At 47.5% G+C, this 19,237-nt stretch carries 15 protein-coding genes and 3 rRNA genes; 17 read left to right on the plus strand and 1 reads right to left on the minus strand.

The genetic code is table 11. The features are described from left to right. The first annotated feature begins 221 nt into the window (after positions 1-221). The 5 genes from MKY87_RS15885 (at position 222) to MKY87_RS15905 (ending at position 7,442) form a co-directional block, all read left to right on the plus strand. The gene (locus MKY87_RS15885) at positions 222-1,340 is read left to right on the plus strand and encodes an HD-GYP domain-containing protein (protein WP_340965381.1); all 1,119 of its coding nucleotides are present in this window, start codon (positions 222-224) and stop codon (positions 1,338-1,340) included. A 465-nt stretch (positions 1,341-1,805) separates the two neighbouring features. Further along, a 16S ribosomal RNA gene (locus MKY87_RS15890) occupies positions 1,806-3,358 on the plus strand. A 307-nt stretch (positions 3,359-3,665) separates the two neighbouring features. Further along, positions 3,666-6,591: ribosomal RNA gene (locus tag MKY87_RS15895) — 23S ribosomal RNA — on the plus strand. Positions 6,592-6,672: 81 nt separating this feature from the next. Further along, positions 6,673-6,789 (plus strand): 5S ribosomal RNA (gene rrf / locus MKY87_RS15900). Together the 16S, 23S and 5S rRNA genes form the textbook arrangement of a ribosomal RNA operon. Before the next feature lie 212 nt (positions 6,790-7,001). Further along, positions 7,002-7,442 carry a hypothetical protein gene (locus MKY87_RS15905; protein WP_017691399.1) on the plus strand — a complete coding sequence of 147 codons (441 nt, stop codon included), beginning with the start codon at positions 7,002-7,004 and terminating at the stop codon, positions 7,440-7,442. Between the two features lie 658 nt (positions 7,443-8,100). Here MKY87_RS15905 and MKY87_RS15910 read toward each other — a convergent pair. Further along, positions 8,101-8,625: a hypothetical protein gene (locus MKY87_RS15910; RefSeq protein ID WP_036606136.1), complete on the minus strand. Its 525-nt coding sequence runs from the start codon at positions 8,623-8,625 to the stop codon at positions 8,101-8,103. Positions 8,626-9,126: 501 nt separating this feature from the next. Here MKY87_RS15910 and MKY87_RS15915 point away from each other — a divergent pair. The 12 genes from MKY87_RS15915 (at position 9,127) to rsmI (ending at position 19,100) form a co-directional block, all read left to right on the plus strand. After that, positions 9,127-9,312, plus strand: a complete 186-nt coding sequence (locus MKY87_RS15915; protein ID WP_315939719.1) for a sigma factor G inhibitor Gin — start codon at positions 9,127-9,129, stop codon at positions 9,310-9,312. Between the two features lie 258 nt (positions 9,313-9,570). Continuing rightward, entirely contained in the window at positions 9,571-11,379 is a 1,809-nt protein-coding gene (locus MKY87_RS15920) for an aminotransferase class I/II-fold pyridoxal phosphate-dependent enzyme (RefSeq protein ID WP_340965382.1), read from the plus strand. Positions 11,380-11,907: 528 nt separating this feature from the next. After that, the gene (locus MKY87_RS15925; RefSeq protein WP_083677614.1) at positions 11,908-12,336 is read left to right on the plus strand and encodes a CidA/LrgA family protein; all 429 of its coding nucleotides are present in this window, start codon (positions 11,908-11,910) and stop codon (positions 12,334-12,336) included. Next, a complete protein-coding gene (locus tag MKY87_RS15930; RefSeq protein ID WP_339787477.1) occupies positions 12,306-12,998 on the plus strand; it encodes an LrgB family protein in 693 nt (230 codons plus the stop codon). The genes MKY87_RS15925 and MKY87_RS15930 overlap by 31 nt, the downstream gene beginning before the upstream one ends. A 217-nt stretch (positions 12,999-13,215) precedes the next feature. Next, positions 13,216-13,863 (plus strand): dTMP kinase, encoded by a 648-nt coding sequence (tmk, locus tag MKY87_RS15935; RefSeq protein WP_074092910.1) that lies wholly within the window; start codon positions 13,216-13,218, stop codon positions 13,861-13,863. A 61-nt stretch (positions 13,864-13,924) separates the two neighbouring features. Next, positions 13,925-14,254: a cyclic-di-AMP receptor gene (locus tag MKY87_RS15940; RefSeq protein ID WP_017691391.1), complete on the plus strand. Its 330-nt coding sequence runs from the start codon at positions 13,925-13,927 to the stop codon at positions 14,252-14,254. A gap of 343 nt (positions 14,255-14,597) precedes the next feature. Then, positions 14,598-15,041: a YaaR family protein gene (locus tag MKY87_RS15945; protein WP_017691389.1), complete on the plus strand. Its 444-nt coding sequence runs from the start codon at positions 14,598-14,600 to the stop codon at positions 15,039-15,041. Between the two features lie 9 nt (positions 15,042-15,050). Next, positions 15,051-16,022, plus strand: coding sequence for a DNA polymerase III subunit delta' (gene holB / locus MKY87_RS15950; RefSeq protein WP_076216771.1), 972 nt, complete (start codon positions 15,051-15,053; stop codon positions 16,020-16,022). A 117-nt stretch (positions 16,023-16,139) separates the two neighbouring features. After that, the gene (locus tag MKY87_RS15955) at positions 16,140-16,940 is read left to right on the plus strand and encodes a PSP1 domain-containing protein (RefSeq protein ID WP_053778939.1); all 801 of its coding nucleotides are present in this window, start codon (positions 16,140-16,142) and stop codon (positions 16,938-16,940) included. A gap of 28 nt (positions 16,941-16,968) precedes the next feature. Further along, positions 16,969-17,337, plus strand: coding sequence for a DNA replication initiation control protein YabA (gene yabA, locus MKY87_RS15960; protein ID WP_315939725.1), 369 nt, complete (start codon positions 16,969-16,971; stop codon positions 17,335-17,337). 95 nt (positions 17,338-17,432) lie between these two features. Then, a complete protein-coding gene (locus tag MKY87_RS15965) occupies positions 17,433-18,212 on the plus strand; it encodes a tRNA1(Val) (adenine(37)-N6)-methyltransferase (RefSeq protein ID WP_339787474.1) in 780 nt (259 codons plus the stop codon). Beyond that, on the plus strand, positions 18,213-19,100 hold the full coding sequence (gene rsmI / locus MKY87_RS15970; protein WP_339787471.1) for a 16S rRNA (cytidine(1402)-2'-O)-methyltransferase: 888 nt from the start codon (positions 18,213-18,215) through the stop codon (positions 19,098-19,100). Positions 19,101-19,237: the final 137 nt, after the last annotated feature.

Here is a 19,237-nt window from a genome sequence, read left to right on the forward strand (position 1 = left end):
ATAGAATGTTATAAAAACCGATCTCTTGGAGATTGGAAGAAGATTGCGAGGGCTCCCACGGGGAGCCCTTTTGTTGTATAAAGGAATCTCTTCGTGTATTCTTCCGAATCTGGGATGTACAGCCTGATTTCTGAGTAATATAATGGGAAATATCATGAAAAACCGGGACTATGGTCTTGTTTGTTATTAACATAGAAGAACGATGAGTGAGGGGAATACACATGGGATTAATCACCCTGTCAGAAGTCAAACCAGGACTCAAACTTGGGAGTGATGTGCAAACACTTCGCGGCAACGTTCTGCTTCAGAAGGGAAAAGTTATTTTACCCAAGGATATGGAAGTGCTCAGAGCCTTTATGATTCAACAGGTAGATATTGAACAAGAAAGAATGGCGTCGAGTAGTACAGCAACCAAAGGTGCCTCTGTGTCCGCAGGAAGTTCTGCCAATGACAAGAATGGTGAACGGGCAGGGAAGACAGGGAACGTCACCACAGCTCCTGTAGTAACGTCTTTGCAGGATGAGTATGAGAAGATGGTCGGACTAACGAAAAATGCTTTCCTGTCCTCTCTGGCGGCTGAATTGCCGGTCTATGAGTTACGTACACAGTTGGAGGCTGTGTTTGCACATCTCAAACAATATAATGTGCTTACCTTCAGTCCACGAGTAATGCAAGAACATGATTATGTATATCACCATGCCGTACTGAGTGCGATCACATCTTATCAACTGGCTCAATGGATCGATCTGCCCTCCAAGGATTGGATGCAAGTTGCTTTTGCAGGCTTGTTCCATGATATTGGTAACAACAAGGTAGATCCGCAGATTCTCCATAAACCATCCACGTTGACGGCTACAGAGCAGGAAGAGATTCGCCAGCATACGAAATATGGTTATCAGATCCTTAAACAGGCAAAGGCCATTAACGAGGGAGCCAGACTTGCAGCTTTGCAGCATCATGAAAAAGTTGACGGATCAGGCTACCCGTTGCAGCTTAGTGGGACGCAGATTCATATTTATGCCAAGATTGTAGCTATTGCTGATATTTTCCACGCCATGACGCTGGAGAAGATCTACCGCAAGGCACAATCACCATACCTAGTCCTAGAACAGATCCAAAGTGAGGCATTTGGGAAATTGGATCCTGCAATTGTAAGAGTATTTGTTCAACGTTCGACCCAGATCCATAATGGTATCCGAGTAAAACTCAGCAATAACCAAATTGGAGAGATCGTATTCTCTGATCGAGATCATCCTACACGGCCTATGGTGTCAGTAGAAGGAACCATCATTAACCTGATGCAGCAGCGGCAGCTTCACATCCAAGAGGTTATCGGATAACAATAGATATTAAAGTAACTTGAAGAGAGGGCCTTTCTTTTATAGAGAGGCTTTTTACGTGAGATAAATGTGGGAATGTAGAAAAACCAGAATTATTATAGAAAGATATATAATTACTCAAAAAAAGACTTGCAATCAATATCTGTACATGGTATATTCTAATTCCGGCCAAGAAAACACGGTTTACACGGTGCGGTAAGCAAATGAATTAAGCTTCGAAAGAAACTTAAAAAAAGAGCTTGCAAAGTTGGTTCGGATGTGGTAAGATATAAAAGTTGCTGAAGAGAACAACATTCGGTAACGAAACAAGTTTGATCTTTGAAAACTGAACAACGAGTGAGTAAACATTCTGCTTGCAGAATGAACGCGAAAGTTGAGACAAGCCTTGGCTTGAATCGGCTGGAGCACAAATGAGATTTTTAATCTCGTCAGATTCAAAATGAGCTTATCGCTCTTTTCAATACTTTATTGGAGAGTTTGATCCTGGCTCAGGACGAACGCTGGCGGCATGCCTAATACATGCAAGTCGAGCGGACTTGATGAGAAGCTTGCTTCTCTGATGGTTAGCGGCGGACGGGTGAGTAACACGTAGGCAACCTGCCCTCAAGTTTGGGACAACTACCGGAAACGGTAGCTAATACCGAATAATTGTTTTCTTCGCCTGAAGGAAACTGGAAAGACGGAGCAATCTGTCACTTGGGGATGGGCCTGCGGCGCATTAGCTAGTTGGTGGGGTAACGGCTCACCAAGGCGACGATGCGTAGCCGACCTGAGAGGGTGATCGGCCACACTGGGACTGAGACACGGCCCAGACTCCTACGGGAGGCAGCAGTAGGGAATCTTCCGCAATGGGCGAAAGCCTGACGGAGCAATGCCGCGTGAGTGATGAAGGTTTTCGGATCGTAAAGCTCTGTTGCCAGGGAAGAACGCTTGGGAGAGTAACTGCTCTCAAGGTGACGGTACCTGAGAAGAAAGCCCCGGCTAACTACGTGCCAGCAGCCGCGGTAATACGTAGGGGGCAAGCGTTGTCCGGAATTATTGGGCGTAAAGCGCGCGCAGGCGGTCATTTAAGTCTGGTGTTTAATCCCGGGGCTCAACCCCGGATCGCACTGGAAACTGGGTGACTTGAGTGCAGAAGAGGAGAGTGGAATTCCACGTGTAGCGGTGAAATGCGTAGATATGTGGAGGAACACCAGTGGCGAAGGCGACTCTCTGGGCTGTAACTGACGCTGAGGCGCGAAAGCGTGGGGAGCAAACAGGATTAGATACCCTGGTAGTCCACGCCGTAAACGATGAGTGCTAGGTGTTAGGGGTTTCGATACCCTTGGTGCCGAAGTTAACACATTAAGCACTCCGCCTGGGGAGTACGGTCGCAAGACTGAAACTCAAAGGAATTGACGGGGACCCGCACAAGCAGTGGAGTATGTGGTTTAATTCGAAGCAACGCGAAGAACCTTACCAGGTCTTGACATCCCTCTGATCGGTACAGAGATGTATCTTTCCTTCGGGACAGAGGAGACAGGTGGTGCATGGTTGTCGTCAGCTCGTGTCGTGAGATGTTGGGTTAAGTCCCGCAACGAGCGCAACCCTTATATTTAGTTGCCAGCATTTCGGATGGGCACTCTAGATAGACTGCCGGTGACAAACCGGAGGAAGGTGGGGATGACGTCAAATCATCATGCCCCTTATGACCTGGGCTACACACGTACTACAATGGCCGGTACAACGGGCTGCGAAATCGCGAGATGGAGCCAATCCCAACAAAGCCGGTCTCAGTTCGGATTGCAGGCTGCAACTCGCCTGCATGAAGTCGGAATTGCTAGTAATCGCGGATCAGCATGCCGCGGTGAATACGTTCCCGGGTCTTGTACACACCGCCCGTCACACCACGAGAGTTTATAACACCCGAAGTCGGTGGGGTAACCGCAAGGAGCCAGCCGCCGAAGGTGGGATAGATGATTGGGGTGAAGTCGTAACAAGGTAGCCGTATCGGAAGGTGCGGCTGGATCACCTCCTTTCTATGGAGAATCGTTTCCTGCAACGGAAACATTCAAATATGCAGCTCAGCTGCAAAACACTCACTCGTTGCTCAGTTTTGAGAGCTCAAACTCTCAAACAGCTTGCTTTTGCATGGAGCTTGTTCTTTGAAAACTAGATATCGAAACGAAACAAACGCGAATTAGAACATTCCTTTAAGCTGATCTTGTGTAAACAAGTGAAGTGTTTTTATAAGGTAGATTGCACGTACGATGGTATCGAATGGGAGCGACTTTTGGCTTTGCGCAAGCAAAACAAGGGAAGCGAGCAGTCGAAACCGGAGCACGAGGTTAAGCTACTAAGAGCACACGGAGGATGCCTAGGCGCTAGGAGCCGATGAAGGACGTGGCGAACAACGAAACTGCCTCGGGGAGCTGTAAGCAAGCTTTGATCCGGGGGTGTCCGAATGGGGAAACCCAGCTGGGGTAATTTCCAGTTACACCTAACTGAATACATAGGTTAGTGTGAGGCATACCAGGGGAACTGAAACATCTAAGTACCCTGAGGAAGAGAAAACAATAGTGATTCCGTCAGTAGCGGCGAGCGAACGCGGAGAAGCCCAAACCAGAGAGCTTGCTCTTTGGGGTTGTGGGACGTCTCACATGGAGTTACAAAGGAACCGGTTAAGCGAAGAGGTCTGGAAAGGCCCGCCAAAGAAGGTAAAAGCCCTGTAGTTGAAAGTCTGTTCCCTCCGAGACGGATCCCGAGTAGTGCGGGGCACGTGAAACCCCGTATGAATCCGGCAGGACCATCTGCCAAGGCTAAATACTTCCTAGCGACCGATAGTGAAGCAGTACCGTGAGGGAAAGGTGAAAAGCACCCCGGAAGGGGAGTGAAATAGAACCTGAAACCGTGTGCTTACAAAAAGTCAGAGCCCGTTTTAGGGGTGATGGCGTGCCTTTTGTAGAATGAACCGGCGAGTTACGTTCCCGTGCAAGGTTAAGGTGAAGAGCCGGAGCCGCAGCGAAAGCGAGTCTGAATAGGGCGACTTAGTACGTGGACGTAGACCCGAAACCGGGTGATCTACCCCTGTCCAGGGTGAAGGTGCGGTAACACGCACTGGAGGCCCGAACCCACGCATGTTGAAAAATGCGGGGATGAGGTGGGGGTAGCGGAGAAATTCCAATCGAACTCGGAGATAGCTGGTTCTCCCCGAAATAGCTTTAGGGCTAGCCTCGGAAAACAGAGTCGTGGAGGTAGAGCACTGATTGGGTGCGGGGCCCGCAAGGGTTACCAAGCTCAGTCAAACTCCGAATGCCATAGACTTACTTCCGGGAGTCAGACAGTGAGTGCTAAGATCCATTGTCAAAAGGGAAACAGCCCAGACCATCAGCTAAGGTCCCCAAGTGTGTGTTAAGTGGGAAAGGATGTGGAGTTGCACAGACAACCAGGATGTTGGCTTAGAAGCAGCCACCATTGAAAGAGTGCGTAATAGCTCACTGGTCGAGTGACTCTGCGCCGAAAATGTAACGGGGCTAAACACACCACCGAAGCTATGGCTTGATGCTTTGCATCAGGGGTAGGGGAGCGTTGTATAAGGGTTGAAGGTGTACCGTAAGGAGCGCTGGACATTATACAAGTGAGAATGCCGGTATGAGTAACGAAAAGATCAGTGAGAATCTGATCCGCCGAAAGCCTAAGGGTTCCTGAGGAAGGCTCGTCCGCTCAGGGTAAGTCGGGACCTAAGGCGAGGCCGAAAGGCGTAGTCGAAGGACAACAGGTCGAAATTCCTGTACCACCGTAAGCCGTTATGAGCAATGGGGGGACGCAGTAGGGTAGTGACGCGGACTGATGGATGTCCGTCTAAGCAGTAAGGCTGATGTGTAGGCAAATCCGCACATTGTAAGGCTGAGCTGTGATGGGGAGCGAAAATTATAGTAGCGAAGGTCATGATCTCACACTGCCAAGAAAAGCCTCTAGCCAGGTGAAGGTGCCCGTACCGCAAACCGACACAGGTAGGCGAGAAGAGTATTCTAAGGCGCGCGGAAGAACTCTCGTTAAGGAACTCGGCAAAATGACCCCGTAACTTCGGGAGAAGGGGTGCCCCGGTAGTGTGAATAGCACGAGGGGGCCGCAGTGAAAAGGCCCAAGCGACTGTTTAGCAAAAACACAGGTCTGTGCGAAGCCGTAAGGCGAAGTATACGGGCTGACGCCTGCCCGGTGCTGGAAGGTTAAGGGGAGTGGTTAGGAGCAATCCGAAGCTGTGAACCGAAGCCCCAGTAAACGGCGGCCGTAACTATAACGGTCCTAAGGTAGCGAAATTCCTTGTCAGGTAAATTCTGACCCGCACGAATGGCGTAACGACTTGGGCGCTGTCTCAACGAGAGATCCGGTGAAATTTTAATACCTGTGAAGATGCAGGTTACCCGCGACAAGACGGAAAGACCCCATGGAGCTTTACTGCAGCTTGATATTGAATTTGGGTACGATCTGTACAGGATAGGTGGGAGCCTAAGAGACATGAGCGCCAGCTTGTGTGGAGGCAACGTTGGGATACCACCCTGATCGTATCTAGGTTCTAACCTGGTACCGTAATCCGGTGCGGGGACAGTGTCAGGTGGGCAGTTTGACTGGGGCGGTCGCCTCCTAAAGAGTAACGGAGGCGCCCAAAGGTTCCCTCAGAATGGTTGGAAATCATTCGAAGAGTGCAAAGGCATAAGGGAGCTTGACTGCGAGACCTACAAGTCGAGCAGGGACGAAAGTCGGGCTTAGTGATCCGGTGGTACCGCATGGAAGGGCCATCGCTCAACGGATAAAAGCTACCCTGGGGATAACAGGCTTATCTCCCCCAAGAGTCCACATCGACGGGGAGGTTTGGCACCTCGATGTCGGCTCATCGCATCCTGGGGCTGAAGTAGGTCCCAAGGGTTGGGCTGTTCGCCCATTAAAGCGGTACGCGAGCTGGGTTCAGAACGTCGTGAGACAGTTCGGTCCCTATCTGTCGTGGGCGTAGGAAATTTGAGAGGAGCTGTCCTTAGTACGAGAGGACCGGGATGGACGTACCGCTGGTGTACCAGTTGTTCCGCCAGGAGCACCGCTGGGTAGCTATGTACGGACGGGATAAACGCTGAAAGCATCTAAGCGTGAAGCCCCCCTCAAGATGAGATTTCCCAGTATGTAAGACCCCTTGAAGACGACGAGGTAGATAGGCTGGGGGTGGAAGTGCAGCAATGCATGGAGCTGACCAGTACTAATCGGTCGAGGGCTTATCCAAATAGCAAGTTGTAATTCGCATGTTTCGTTTCGAATCTAGTTTTCAGAGAACAACACTCTGAAATGTAAGCTAAGCTACGCGTTTGGTGGCGATGGCGGAGGGGTTCCACACGTACCCATCCCGAACACGACCGTTAAGCCCTCTAGCGCCGATGGTACTTGGACCGCAGGGTCCTGGGAGAGTAGGACGCCGCCAAGCAAAGAACCACTGCCGATGTTATTCGGTGGTGGTTTTTATTTGTTTATAAGGATTAGATACGATGAGCGGAAGCTCTGACATGATCGATATTGGAAGGTAACATTTTTGTTACGGATAACAGCGGCAAAACCAGTATAATAGGACTATGTTAAATATGCTAAAAGTACCTGACCACAGAGCTGGAATGTGCAGCTGTGAAAAGGAGGGTGTGTGTGTTAAGTTGGCGGAGACTTGGACTACAATCATTTCTGTTGCTTTGTTTGACCGTTGTTCTGGCAGGATGCGGTGAAGCATCAGGATCTGTATGGACTTCATATGAAGGTGCGGTGAACGAGAAGAGTTTTCCGGTGCCTAAAGTAGCGAATAAATCTGACCAGTCTGAAAATAATTCGGATATGGATTATGTTCGATATACGCTGTCTGGTATTAGTGAGAGTACTAGCTTGCCTGAGGTATATCTAGACGAGATTAAAAGCTGGGGTTGGACAGAGAGGCAAGCCAAGGGTACATCCAATGAATCCAGTACCTTGCGCGTATTTGCAAAGGAAGGACATACTGTGCATTTAGCGGTACATGATGGTTCCTTTACACTAATGGTTCCTAGAAATGATGCTACTCAAACGACAGTTAAATCATTGGCTGAAGATGATTGAGCTGGTTCAGCTAAGGTTCGGTATGATTAATTAACGCTGTGATGTTCCTTATAATATAGTAAGCTCCCGTGTACATGATCGGGGGCTTTTTGTTATTTAGCGAAGTAGGTTTTAGTAATGGTGGGAGAACTTATCACGTATGGTGGATCAGAGTCATACAGGTACAGAAGGAAAGGAGTAGTTTCTTTTGTACACGTGGTGGTATGTGTGCTTGAAGTGTAGGGGAGTGTGGAGCGCTAAAAATAGAGGCGGAGGATATAAGTTGTATTAAGTTGTATAAAGCTATTGAGGTAATAAGTGGCTGATGGGAAGCAATTAGAAGGCATATAGAGCTGAGACCGAGCAAGAGATTGCTCAAAGGTGCAAGATCTACGAGATATCTGGGGTTATGAGGATTTGGAACGCCGGAGGAAAAGAGGAGAAGAATGGAGCCTCAAGTGGGGATAACTCATTTTACTATACCCATACTGTGGATAAGGGATAAGAAGGGGACGATAAATAAAGGTTATCCACAGTGGATAACCTTTATTTGAGCATGTGAGGCTGAGTCAACTAAACGATGCACGATCATGTTTTTGCACCAGATTATTCGAAGGGCTCAGCGATTATGTATTACAGGTAATTGAGGTACATTCAGTATTGCATAAACGAGGGAGTGTTATTGCAGATAGTATGAGACATCTTGTTCATTCAATTTGATGAGTCCATCTTTGCGCTCACGGGAGAGTACCATTACAACATACAAGCGAGGACCCAGCAACCACAAATGCCAGAAGATCAGCGAGAGGGTGAAGGACAATGGGGACCATATCAAACATACTGTAATGATACATAATCCAATCCAGCTCATGTTAAGGTGTACCCGGACAAACATACGGAAGCTGAAATGCTGATCAGGGATATAACCTAACCAGGGCATACGCATATTCCAGCGCCAGCGTTTGGCGTAAGAGGTACGGACCAGCAGTAATATCGTTCTGGCGATGACATAATGAATCCAGATGGTGATTGGACCTGCCAGTACAAAAAAGAAGAGGCCAGTCCAGGAGAATGCGAGTAGATTGAATAAGAGCATGATGACCGGCAGACACAGATAGCTGTAAATGACACTGCGGGCGATAGCCTTTTTTTTCAGAAGCCGGTATTGATAAAATGTTGCTTTATTCTCCGGTTCGGCGATCATACGATTATATATCCTCCTTCGGATTCACGTTTGTGTGGGAGTAGGTGTTCTTTTTTCTTACACGAGTAAAAGGGATTGAATCATGCATGTATGTATATATGAACCTTGTATCTCACGACATGACGATTGTACAAGATATTGAGATTCGACGGAGCTTATCTCAGTATACTCCCGAATACACGGACTGTCAGGCTTTGATATCGTTATCATGTATTATATATCGGCTGGGATTCCATGTTTTTTTAAGGAAATTGAATATAAGTTTGAGTCAGGCCAAGGGATACGTGATGTAGAGGTAAATGCGATGGAATGCAGGATAACTGTATATACATAAGCAGGTGAATGTTCTTGTAGGGAGAATGAATGTATTTTTCGGTACAGACACCCAAGAGGGGGTGGGCGAATATATATATTTTATAGAAAGAAAGCACTATGAAAATGTTTAAAATAATAGAAACTGTGCAATACTGATAGTAAACGTAAAACAAGGTGGGATGGTTCATGGAAGAACATGCCGAACACACATGTATTATCTGCGAGCAAAGAAAAAAAGAAGGCATTTTTATTGTATCTGAATTCATATGTGACACTTGTGAAGCGGAAATGGTTCATACCGACGCGCAGGATGCCAAGTACAATTATTTTATTCATCAAATGAAGCAAATTTGGGTACAAAAAAACGCATAATGAATGTTGCTAATAGAAGTAGAAGCGAAACATCACATTGTAACGATGCTGATGTGTATAGAGGCCCAATGGGCCTTTTTCTGTTTTTAAGAGGAGAGATTGTCTTGTATGCCATCTTGGGAAGGCGTATGCTGATATAATGATATAGAGATTTTTGCAGTAGCGCGTGTGGAGATGGGGAAGAAGGGTGTCCCTTAGATTAGGAAGCGTACTGGAGCGTATCGGGCGCATATTATATATGTACAGGATGGTTATTTCATGGATCATAAAAATAAATCAACTAGAGCCCCTTTATATGAAGCGTTGCTTGCGTATCGTGATTCGAAGCAGCGTTCTTTTCATGTGCCTGGGCATAAGAATGGACAAGCTTATCGACATTTGGTAGAACAAGCAGAAGCAGGGCAACCTCCAGTTAAGGATATCGTTAATGAGGAACACCAGCACAACGGAGAGATTCAGACCGATGCAGGAGGGAATGTTAACGGAGGGATAGAGCGATCCAGTTCAGTGGAGAAACATGGGGCAGACATGAGGAGTGGGGAACGTCTTAGCGCTGAAGGAACTCGTTCGGAAATAGGATTGGTACCGGATCGTTCATTCCTGGAGATGATGGAGATGGATGTTACGGAGATTACGGGCACCGACGATTTGCATCATCCGGAAGGTGTGATCCAGGAAGCACAGGAGCTGGCGGCTGATTGTTTTGGTGCTGAGGAGAGTTTCTTCCTTGTGGGAGGCAGTACGGCAGGTAATTTGTCTCTATTGCTAACTGTGTGTGATGAGCCAAACAGTATTGTACTGGTGCAACGGAATGTGCACAAATCCGTTATTCACGGTTTGATGCTGGCGGGCGCAAGAGCTGTATTTCTGGAGCCATGGGTCGATCATGCGTCTGGACTTGCGGTCATGCCGTCGGTGGAGACGGTGCAGGCTGCTGTCCAGTCCTATCCTGAGGCAAAGGGCGTACTTGTCACTTTGCCCAATTATTACGGCATGGGCGCTGATCTGACGCCTATAGCCGAGGTATGCCACGCTGCTGGCATGCCATTGCTCGTGGATGAAGCGCATGGCGCGCATTATGGGCAGCATCCGGAGCTGCCTGTCTCTGCACTGTCATGCGGAGCAGACGGTGTTGTGCAGTCGACGCATAAGATGCTGACGGCCTTCACCATGGGTGCCATGCTGCACATTCAGGGACCACGGTTAAACCGGTCCCTGTTAAGGCAGCGCCTGGCCATGGTGCAAAGCTCAAGCCCATCATACCCGGTGATGGCTTCGCTTGATCTGGCGCGCCGGCTGCTGCACGTGCAGGGCGCGAACACCTTCACGGCGGGGCTCGCCGCCGTGAATGCTTTTAAGCGCGGCCTCGCGGAGCTGCCGCGCTTTCAGTTGCTGCAGCAAGAACCGCCAGCCGGAACAGCGATGCCGGCTGGCATGTCCGTGTCCGCTGCGCAGCAGACACGGGAGGGCCTGACCGCGGCGGCGAAGCCATCTGCCGCGGGGTATACCGCTCAGGACCCATTCAAGGCCGTCATCTATGACGGCGCAGGGGTGCTGAGCGGTTATGGGCTACAGCAGCAGCTGGAAGCATGCGGCTGTGTGCCCGAGATGAGCGACGAACGGTACGTCGTCTTGCTCTTCAGCCTGGGCTCAACGGTGCAAGATGCCCAGCACCTGTTGCAGGCTTTACACCATATCAGCTCTGCCAATGGGCATGAGCAGGTCCAATCTAATACAGAGTCATCTCATCAGCTTGCGAAAGGTTCGGCGCATTATATTTCCACGTGGAACAATTTACAAGAAAACACTCGCTACTCGGAACCGATCTCCTTCACGCTGCAACCGATTGTGGATACGGATACGGTCAATGTTCCGATAGAAGAAAGCGTGGGTTGTCGATCAGCTGAGATGGTAGTCCCGTATCCTCCAGGGATTCCGCTTGTGTATCCGGGTGAACGCCTAAGTCCATCGATGGTGACACGTATACAACTCCTGCGGGATGAAGGAGCAAAGTTTCACGGGGTATCCGATGCATCTCTACAGGTATTGAAGGTCATGAAGAATTGACGATACACATGAAATCTTTGAAAGCACTCACCAATAGGTAGTCTATATGACCAATACGGATAGCGATACTGGACCCTACACATGTGAGGGTCTCTTGGTCATTAATCTAGTTGCTAGGGTTGTCTTCAAACTCAGGCATGCAATACGTTAAAGGATGTCAGGTCCAACATCTGGAAGTCAAGTGGTTGCTGATCTGGCGAATTGTCCAGACGATTTTCTAAGGAACCGAGGACGTCTTATTTAGCCTTCGAGTCCTCCTTTTATTTTGTAAGGAATCTGAGACGCGTTATTAACCAAAATCACCCAACAAACACGCTGTAAACGGCTGGTTATTCCAATATAACGTGTTTCAGATTTCTTAGATTGCTGCGGGCGTTTCAAATTGCTAAATAAGATGTCACAGGGTCGTTAGGGCTCCCGCTCCATGCTCTGCTCCAGACGCGTTCAGTTACGTTCCTGCTTTCGGCAGGTATGAAGACACGCTCTAGTTCAACTTATAGAGATAGACAGAAGAAAGAAGGGAACACTTTGGGTATTCCGCTAAAAAAATATACAGGAATAGTCCTGCAAGTTTTGTTGATGTACGGTTTTTATTGGATTGGAAACTTGATTCAAGCTGTATTACATCTGCCGTTAACAGGTAGTATTGTGGGCATGTTGGTATTGTTTGTCACCATTCAACTGGGATGGATCAAAATGAGCTGGGGAGAAGAAGGGTCAACGTGGCTTCAATCTCATCTGCAATTGTTGTTTATTCCGCCAACTGTGGGCATCATTAATCATTTTGATTTTTTTAGAGCCAACACATTGTTATTAGTTCTTGGTTTAATCGTGAGCACCTTAATCACATGTCTGATATCTGCCAAATTAAGTGAGTGGCTCATGACATGGAGATCGTCTCATTCAGGCAAAAAGGAGGCGATCACTTGTCAGCATTCATCCTCGGAATTGGAATGATCGCGCTAACCATCGCTGTATATATTCCAGCCACTCGTCTATATAAAAGGCTGAAATGGCCAATACTTATGCCTGTACTCACAACAACTGCCATACTGATCCTGATCTTGGTGATCTCCGGTATACAGCTGGAAACGTATATGCTGGGTGGCAAATGGATACAGGAGCTCTTGGGCCCAGCAGTTGTATCTCTCGCTTTTCCCTTGTCCAGACATCTGCATGTGCTGAAGCAAAATATCATTCCAATTGTGGGTGGAACGATCGGAGGCAGTATTACAGGTGTCTCCACAGGTGCTTTAATCGCCATTCTGCTTGGCTATCCTCAAGAGATGGTCATCGCTTTATTGCCAAAATCAGTGACAACTCCTGTGGCTATTCAACTCGCTAATCAGGTTGGAGGGAATGCCTCATTCACATCGCTGTTTGTGATGATTGCAGGTTTCTCAGGGATATTACTAGGGCCGATGCTGTTGAAATGGGCCAAAGTCCGTAGTAAACATGCCTATGGAATTGGACTGGGCTCAGCATCTCATGCTCTCGGCATGGCAAGGTCTTTTGAATATGGAGAGAATGCGGTAGCCCTCAGTTCAGTTTCCATGATTGTCAGTGCTATTGCCGGATCAATTATGCTTCCATTATGGGTATGGATTATCTACGGTTGAACGCTTTACTTTGTTGTTCATGTTGGAGTAACCGCTGACCTATAGTATGATAGAAAGAAACAAGCTTGTATGATCTTGGTGTTATTAATACGTACCGATATAGCTGTAGCTATACACCTCTGGGCGGGGGATATCATATCTTGTAGCAAGAGGGTCTAAGCATATTCAATTACAGCAGCAATAGATGCAATTATCGACATAGAAAGCAGGGAAGCATATGCAGGGCAGAGGTAAATTCATTACGCTGGAAGGGGGAGAGGGTTCCGGTAAAACAACGATGATCGGTAGAGTAGGTTCTTATTTTGAAGAACGGGGTATACCTTACGTAGTTACGCGAGAGCCTGGCGGAATTGAGATTGCGGAGAAAATACGTTCCATTATTCTGGACCCTCTTCATACGGCAATGGATGCTCGAACCGAAGCACTATTGTATGCAGCTGCACGCAGCCAGCATCTGGCGGAGAAAGTAGAGCCTGCTCTGAGAGCTGGAAAAGCAGTCATTTGTGACCGATTTGTCGATAGCAGTCTGGTCTATCAAGGATACGCTCGTGGACTCGGGATAGAGAATGTATGGGCCATTAATCGCTTTGCGATTGGTGATCTCATGCCGGATGTAACCTTATATCTGGACATTGAGCCTGAAGTGGGGCTTGCCCGGATCGATGCTCATGATGGCCGCGAAGTGAACCGTCTGGATCTGGAAAATCTGGAGTTTCACCGTAAAGTACGAGAGGGTTACTTCCTATTAAAAGAGCAGTTCCCGGAACGAATCAGAGTTATCGATGCTTCCATGAAGCAGGAGGATGTTTTGGCAGCGATGATTTTGTCGCTGGAGACAGGGATTTTGAAGGATTTTGACGAGTAATTGTCTAATATATAGACAGGGCATTTGATAAAGGTGCTTATTCTAAAGGAGGTTATGCAGGATGAAACTGATTGTTGCGATTATACAGGATAAAGACAGCAACCGATTATCCAGCGCATTGGTCAAAGCAAACTTTCGGGCAACAAAGCTTGCCAGTACGGGCGGATTTTTGAAGGCAGGCAACACGACGTTTATGATCGGTGTCGATGATGGTCAAGTCGAATCCGTAATGAACGTCATTCGCAGCAGCTGTAAGGTTCGTGAACAGCTCGTGACTCCGGTCACACCGATGAGTGGAACAACCGACTCTTACCTGCCGCTACCTGTTGAAGTTCAAGTAGGCGGAGCTACTGTATTTGTTCTCCCGGTAGATCGCTTCGAACATTTCTAATTAAACCTATTGCATGGATCTCATGAGGATCCTTCATGATCGATAGCATGTTGGAAACGATGGATGCAAGAAGAGTTAACAGAGTTCGTGCGTGCCACTTACGGAACGCCTTTCTTGACGAGAAGAATCAGCATACTCTTTCCGGATGAGCGTTTCCCAGCTGGGGAATGGTTCATCTCGGAAAGAGGTTGACTACAAAGAACAAGTCCTTGATGGTGATGTGTATCTACCATTATATATAGAGTGTGATCAGCATATATAAAAGCCTCATTCTCACGCACAGGCGCAACGCGCACTGTGCTGATGGGCGATTGGCTATCTATGATAGAAAGCGGGCGTATCCATGAAAATCAATCCTGGATTCAGACCGATTCAGAGCGGGATCAGTTCTACTGATTCAGGTTCCAAACCGGTTCAATCCAAAAATTTCTCTGATATGATGAATCACCAGGGGGAACGGGCCTCACAAGCTGAACTGAATCGCCGGTTTAGTGAAATCCAGCTTCAGGGCGATCGCTTGGCACGTTCCATGACGATTCGTGAACTGAAGGCGTATAAGCAACTTGTTAAAAGGTTCCTGGAAGAGACCGTTCGTCGCGGTGTTTCCATGAAAGAGACAAGGGGTTGGGATCGTCGTGGCAGAGGCAAGCGGTATAAGCTGATTGATGAAATTGACTCCGCTCTGTTATCCATGGCTGATGAACTGCTGGATACAGAAGAAGGAAAAATCTCTCTATTACAACAAGTAGGCGAAATTCGGGGGATGCTTATTAATTTAAGCTTCTGAGGAGGAAGTATGTCCTTTCAACAGATTATGGGTCAACAAGCGGCCAAGCAAATGTTACAGAGCAGTTTGAGACGTCATGCAATAAGCCATGCGTATTTGTTTAGTGGTCCAGCTGGTAGCGGGCAACGGAAGACGGCAATTACCTTTGCCAAGGCAATATTCTGTACAGAGCTTGAAGATGACGCTTGTGGGCAGTGTCTTGAATGTCGTAAGGTGGATCATGGTAACCATCCGGATCTAACCATGCTTGCACCAGATGGAAACAACATTAAAATAGATCAAATCCGGGATCTGCAGCGTATCTTTTCATACCGATCAGAGGCAGGCCATCCCAAAGTATATATTATAGAACAAGCCGAGAAAATGACGGTGCAGGCAGCAAACAGTTTGCTCAAATTTCTGGAGGAACCGCAGGTACCAGCAGTCGGCATCCTGATTACAGATAATGGACAGGCCATGTTGCCAACGATCCGCTCACGCTCTCAATTGGTGCCGTTCAGCGCACTGAATCCGGAAGAGATGCTTCAATCACTAATTGAGGAAGGGCACCCTGCCAATCTGGCTCGCTCTGCCGTCCATTTAGCGTCAGGATTGGAAGCATGTAGAGAAATTCTCCAGCAGAATTGGTTTGCAGAAATTAGAAACGTAATGTTACAATTAGGGAAGGAGTCCCTGGGTAGAGGAAGTACATCATTGATCTCTGCACAGCAGAAGCTTTTTAAAACCGGACTCTCTGAACACCTGGACATGTTACTTAGTTTGTTCCATCTATGGTTTAGGGACATGCTGTATGTTCAGTACGATAGGCATGAACATATCGTTTTTATAGATCAGTTAGACATGTTATCTCAGTTGGCACATACCCGCAGCACAGAGCAGTGGGTCTCCTATATGGATATGGCCGCAGCATGCAGAAAAAAATTGCGTTTCAACGTCAATGGCCAGCTTTGTCTGGAGCAATTTTTGATCGGTTTGGCATAAGACTGGGAGAGGGCAGAGTTAGCTCCAATCATATGCAAACGGTTATAACTTCATCCGGTTCCCTAAGAAGACGGGGCTTCAGACGAAGTGGGGTTGGCTTACAAGGGGGTTAATTTTTTGTATAGTGTAGTGGGTGTCCGTTTCAAAAAAGCGGGCAAAATTTATTACTTCGATCCCCTGGACCTTCCCATTGAGAAAGAAAACTGCGTTATCGTGGAGACAGCGCGGGGGGTTGAGTACGGTAAGGTTGTCGTAGGTAAGAAGGAAGTGGGCGAGTCCGATGTGGTGTTGCCGCTGAAGAAAGTCATCCGCGTTGCGGGCGAGACAGATGCCCGTGTGGTTGATGAGAACAAGCGTGCAGCGAAAGAAGCATTCGGTACTTGTTTAAATAAAATCAAAGACCATGGCCTCAAAATGAAGCTGGTCGATGTGGAATTTACGTTTGATCGCAATAAAATTATATTTTATTTTACAGCTGAAGGAAGAGTTGATTTCCGGGAGCTGGTCAAGGATCTGGCAAGCATATTCCGGACACGAATCGAGCTGAGACAGATTGGTGTACGTGATGAAGCGAAGATGCTTGGCGGAATCGGACCTTGCGGCCGTGTGTTGTGTTGTTCTTCCTGGCTGGGAGACTTTGAGCCGGTATCAATCAAGATGGCTAAAGATCAGAGCCTGTCACTGAATCCGACGAAAATTTCAGGGTTGTGCGGAAGACTCATGTGCTGTCTGAAATTTGAGCATGATAACTATGAAAGTGTGAGAGAAGAACTGCCAGCTGTAGGCAAATTGGTCGTCACCTCATTGGGTGAAGGAAAAGTTGTCGGAATTAATGCCGGTAGCCGCACAGTCCATGTTCAACTGTTCGACATCAGTAAAGTCAAAGAACTTCCGCTGGATGACGTCGTTATCAAGTAAACCATAAAGGTTGCTTCGGGGTGGAAACTTGGAAAAGAAAAATCTGTTTACGCACATTCATGAAATGGAAACCCAACTGGGTCAGTTGCACGGTGATTTAGGAGAGTTAAAAATGATTGTGAAGGAGCTGCTTGAGGATAATCAGCGGCTTACCATCGAGAATGAGCAGTTACGCAAACTGCTCAAACGTGAGGCTCCGACAGATCTGCCGATCTCCTCAGCACTCGCTCCTGTAGCAAGACCAGCAGGTCCGGCTACAGGCGAGGACGTTGTCGGTGAAGGGTATGATAATCTGGCCCGGTTGTATCACGAAGGCTTCCATATCTGCAACGTCTATTATGGACATTTGCGGACGGAAGGCGATTGTCTGTTCTGCCTGTCTTTTTTGAATAAATGAAGTGACCGTAGGGATCCCCTACGGTTTTTTTTCAAGGTTATAAACCTAAACTCAACAAACATGAGATATAGAGTACCGGAGGATGAGCGTAACATATGAAAGCAAATGAAGTTGTGTTACATGAGTCAGAGCGGATTGATGATCTGCTCTCTCATGATCTGAGAATCATTCAAAGTGATGAAGTGTTTAGTTTTTCGATGGATGCCGTATTATTAGCCCGGTTTGCTTCCGTACCTAAACGGGGTCGTGTACTTGATTTGTGTACGGGTAACGGGGTGGTTCCCATTCTGCTTACAACGCGTACGCAGGCTAGTCTGGAAGGGATCGAGATCCAGCCACGTTTGGCTGATATGGCACGTCGCAGTGTGCAATTAAATACACTGGACGAGTCGATTATGATTCGTGAAGGTGATTTGCGAGAATTGGTGAAAGAAACAGGACACGCTGTATACGATGCAATTACGGTTAATCCTCCATATATGCCTTTGAATGGCAGTGACCTTAAGATGAACACACATCAGGCAATGGCACGTCATGAAATCGGATGTACCCTGGAAGAAGTGATTCAGGCTTGCAGTCGACTTGTACGTAATGGTGGCAAAGTATCGATGGTTCATCGTCCACAGCGCCTTGCAGAGATTATCTCGCTCATGCGCGAATATAAGCTGGAGCCAAAACGGATTCGAATGGTACATCCCCGTGCTCATCTGGAAGCCAACATGGTATTAATTGAAGGCATGAAAGATGGTAAACCCGAAGTAAGGATGCTTCCTCCACTCATTGTCTACAATGAAGAGGGAAAATACTGCGAAGAAATTATGGATATTTACTATGGTCAGCAACATGCTGAGCGTACTACGAAAGGAGGGAATTAGATGACTTTGCATATTCAGAAAAGCTATGCGGAGCAGCCTGAAGGATCAGGCAAGCTTTATCTGGTTGGAACACCTATTGGTAATCTGGAGGATATGACCTTCCGGGCCATCAAGACATTGCAGAGTTGTGACATCATTGCAGCAGAAGATACACGCCAGACCCGAAAGCTGCTTACCCATTTTGAAATTACACCTTCGATGCTGTTTAGTTATCATGAGCATAATAAGGGGGCAAGTGGACCTGAACTGATACGCTATATAATAGAAGGAAAAAATTTGGCACTCGTCAGCGATGCCGGTTTGCCAGCCATTTCGGATCCTGGTTCCGACCTTGTACAGCTTGCATTGGAAGCCGGAATAACGGTCATTCCCATCCCTGGACCCAACGCTGCGTTGTCTGCTCTGATCGTGTCCGGATTACCGACGGAGCGTTTTACATTCGGCGGTTTTTTGCCGAGGGAGAAAAAGGACATGCGAAAAGTGCTGGAGGCTTTTGACGAATCGAACGGGACTTTGATATTTTATGAATCGCCTCACCGTATTCGGAAAACATTAGTCCACCTCGAAGAAATCCTGGGTGATCGCTCGATTGTCCTGGCTCGTGAACTAACCAAGCGTCATGAGGAATTCGCAAGGGGCACTGTGAAGGAATGTATAGACTGGCTTGAAGAACATCCGCCTCTTGGCGAGTACTGTTTGCTGGTAGAAGGCATTAAGGAAGAGGAGCGTAAGGCTGAGCGCGAAGCCTGGTGGCAGCTCATGTCACTCGCGGATCATGTCAGCCATTATGAGGGTGAAGGACATAATCGCAAAGATGCAATGAAAAAAACGGCTACCGATCGCGGCCTGACGAAGCGTGATGTATATAATGCATTAATCGAGCAGTAATCTAACCAAATATCTTCTGTTGTGGAGAACATAACCTGAAAAGAAGCTTATATCCAACCTTAGTGGAATATTAAAAAGAGCAGAGTAGCTCAAAAAATTCCAAACAAAATTTATCGTTCTCTTCCGGTTCGCGTGTG

It is taken from the genome of Paenibacillus sp. FSL R7-0198, from assembly GCF_038000415.1.
Lineage (GTDB): Bacteria > Bacillota > Bacilli > Paenibacillales > Paenibacillaceae > Paenibacillus.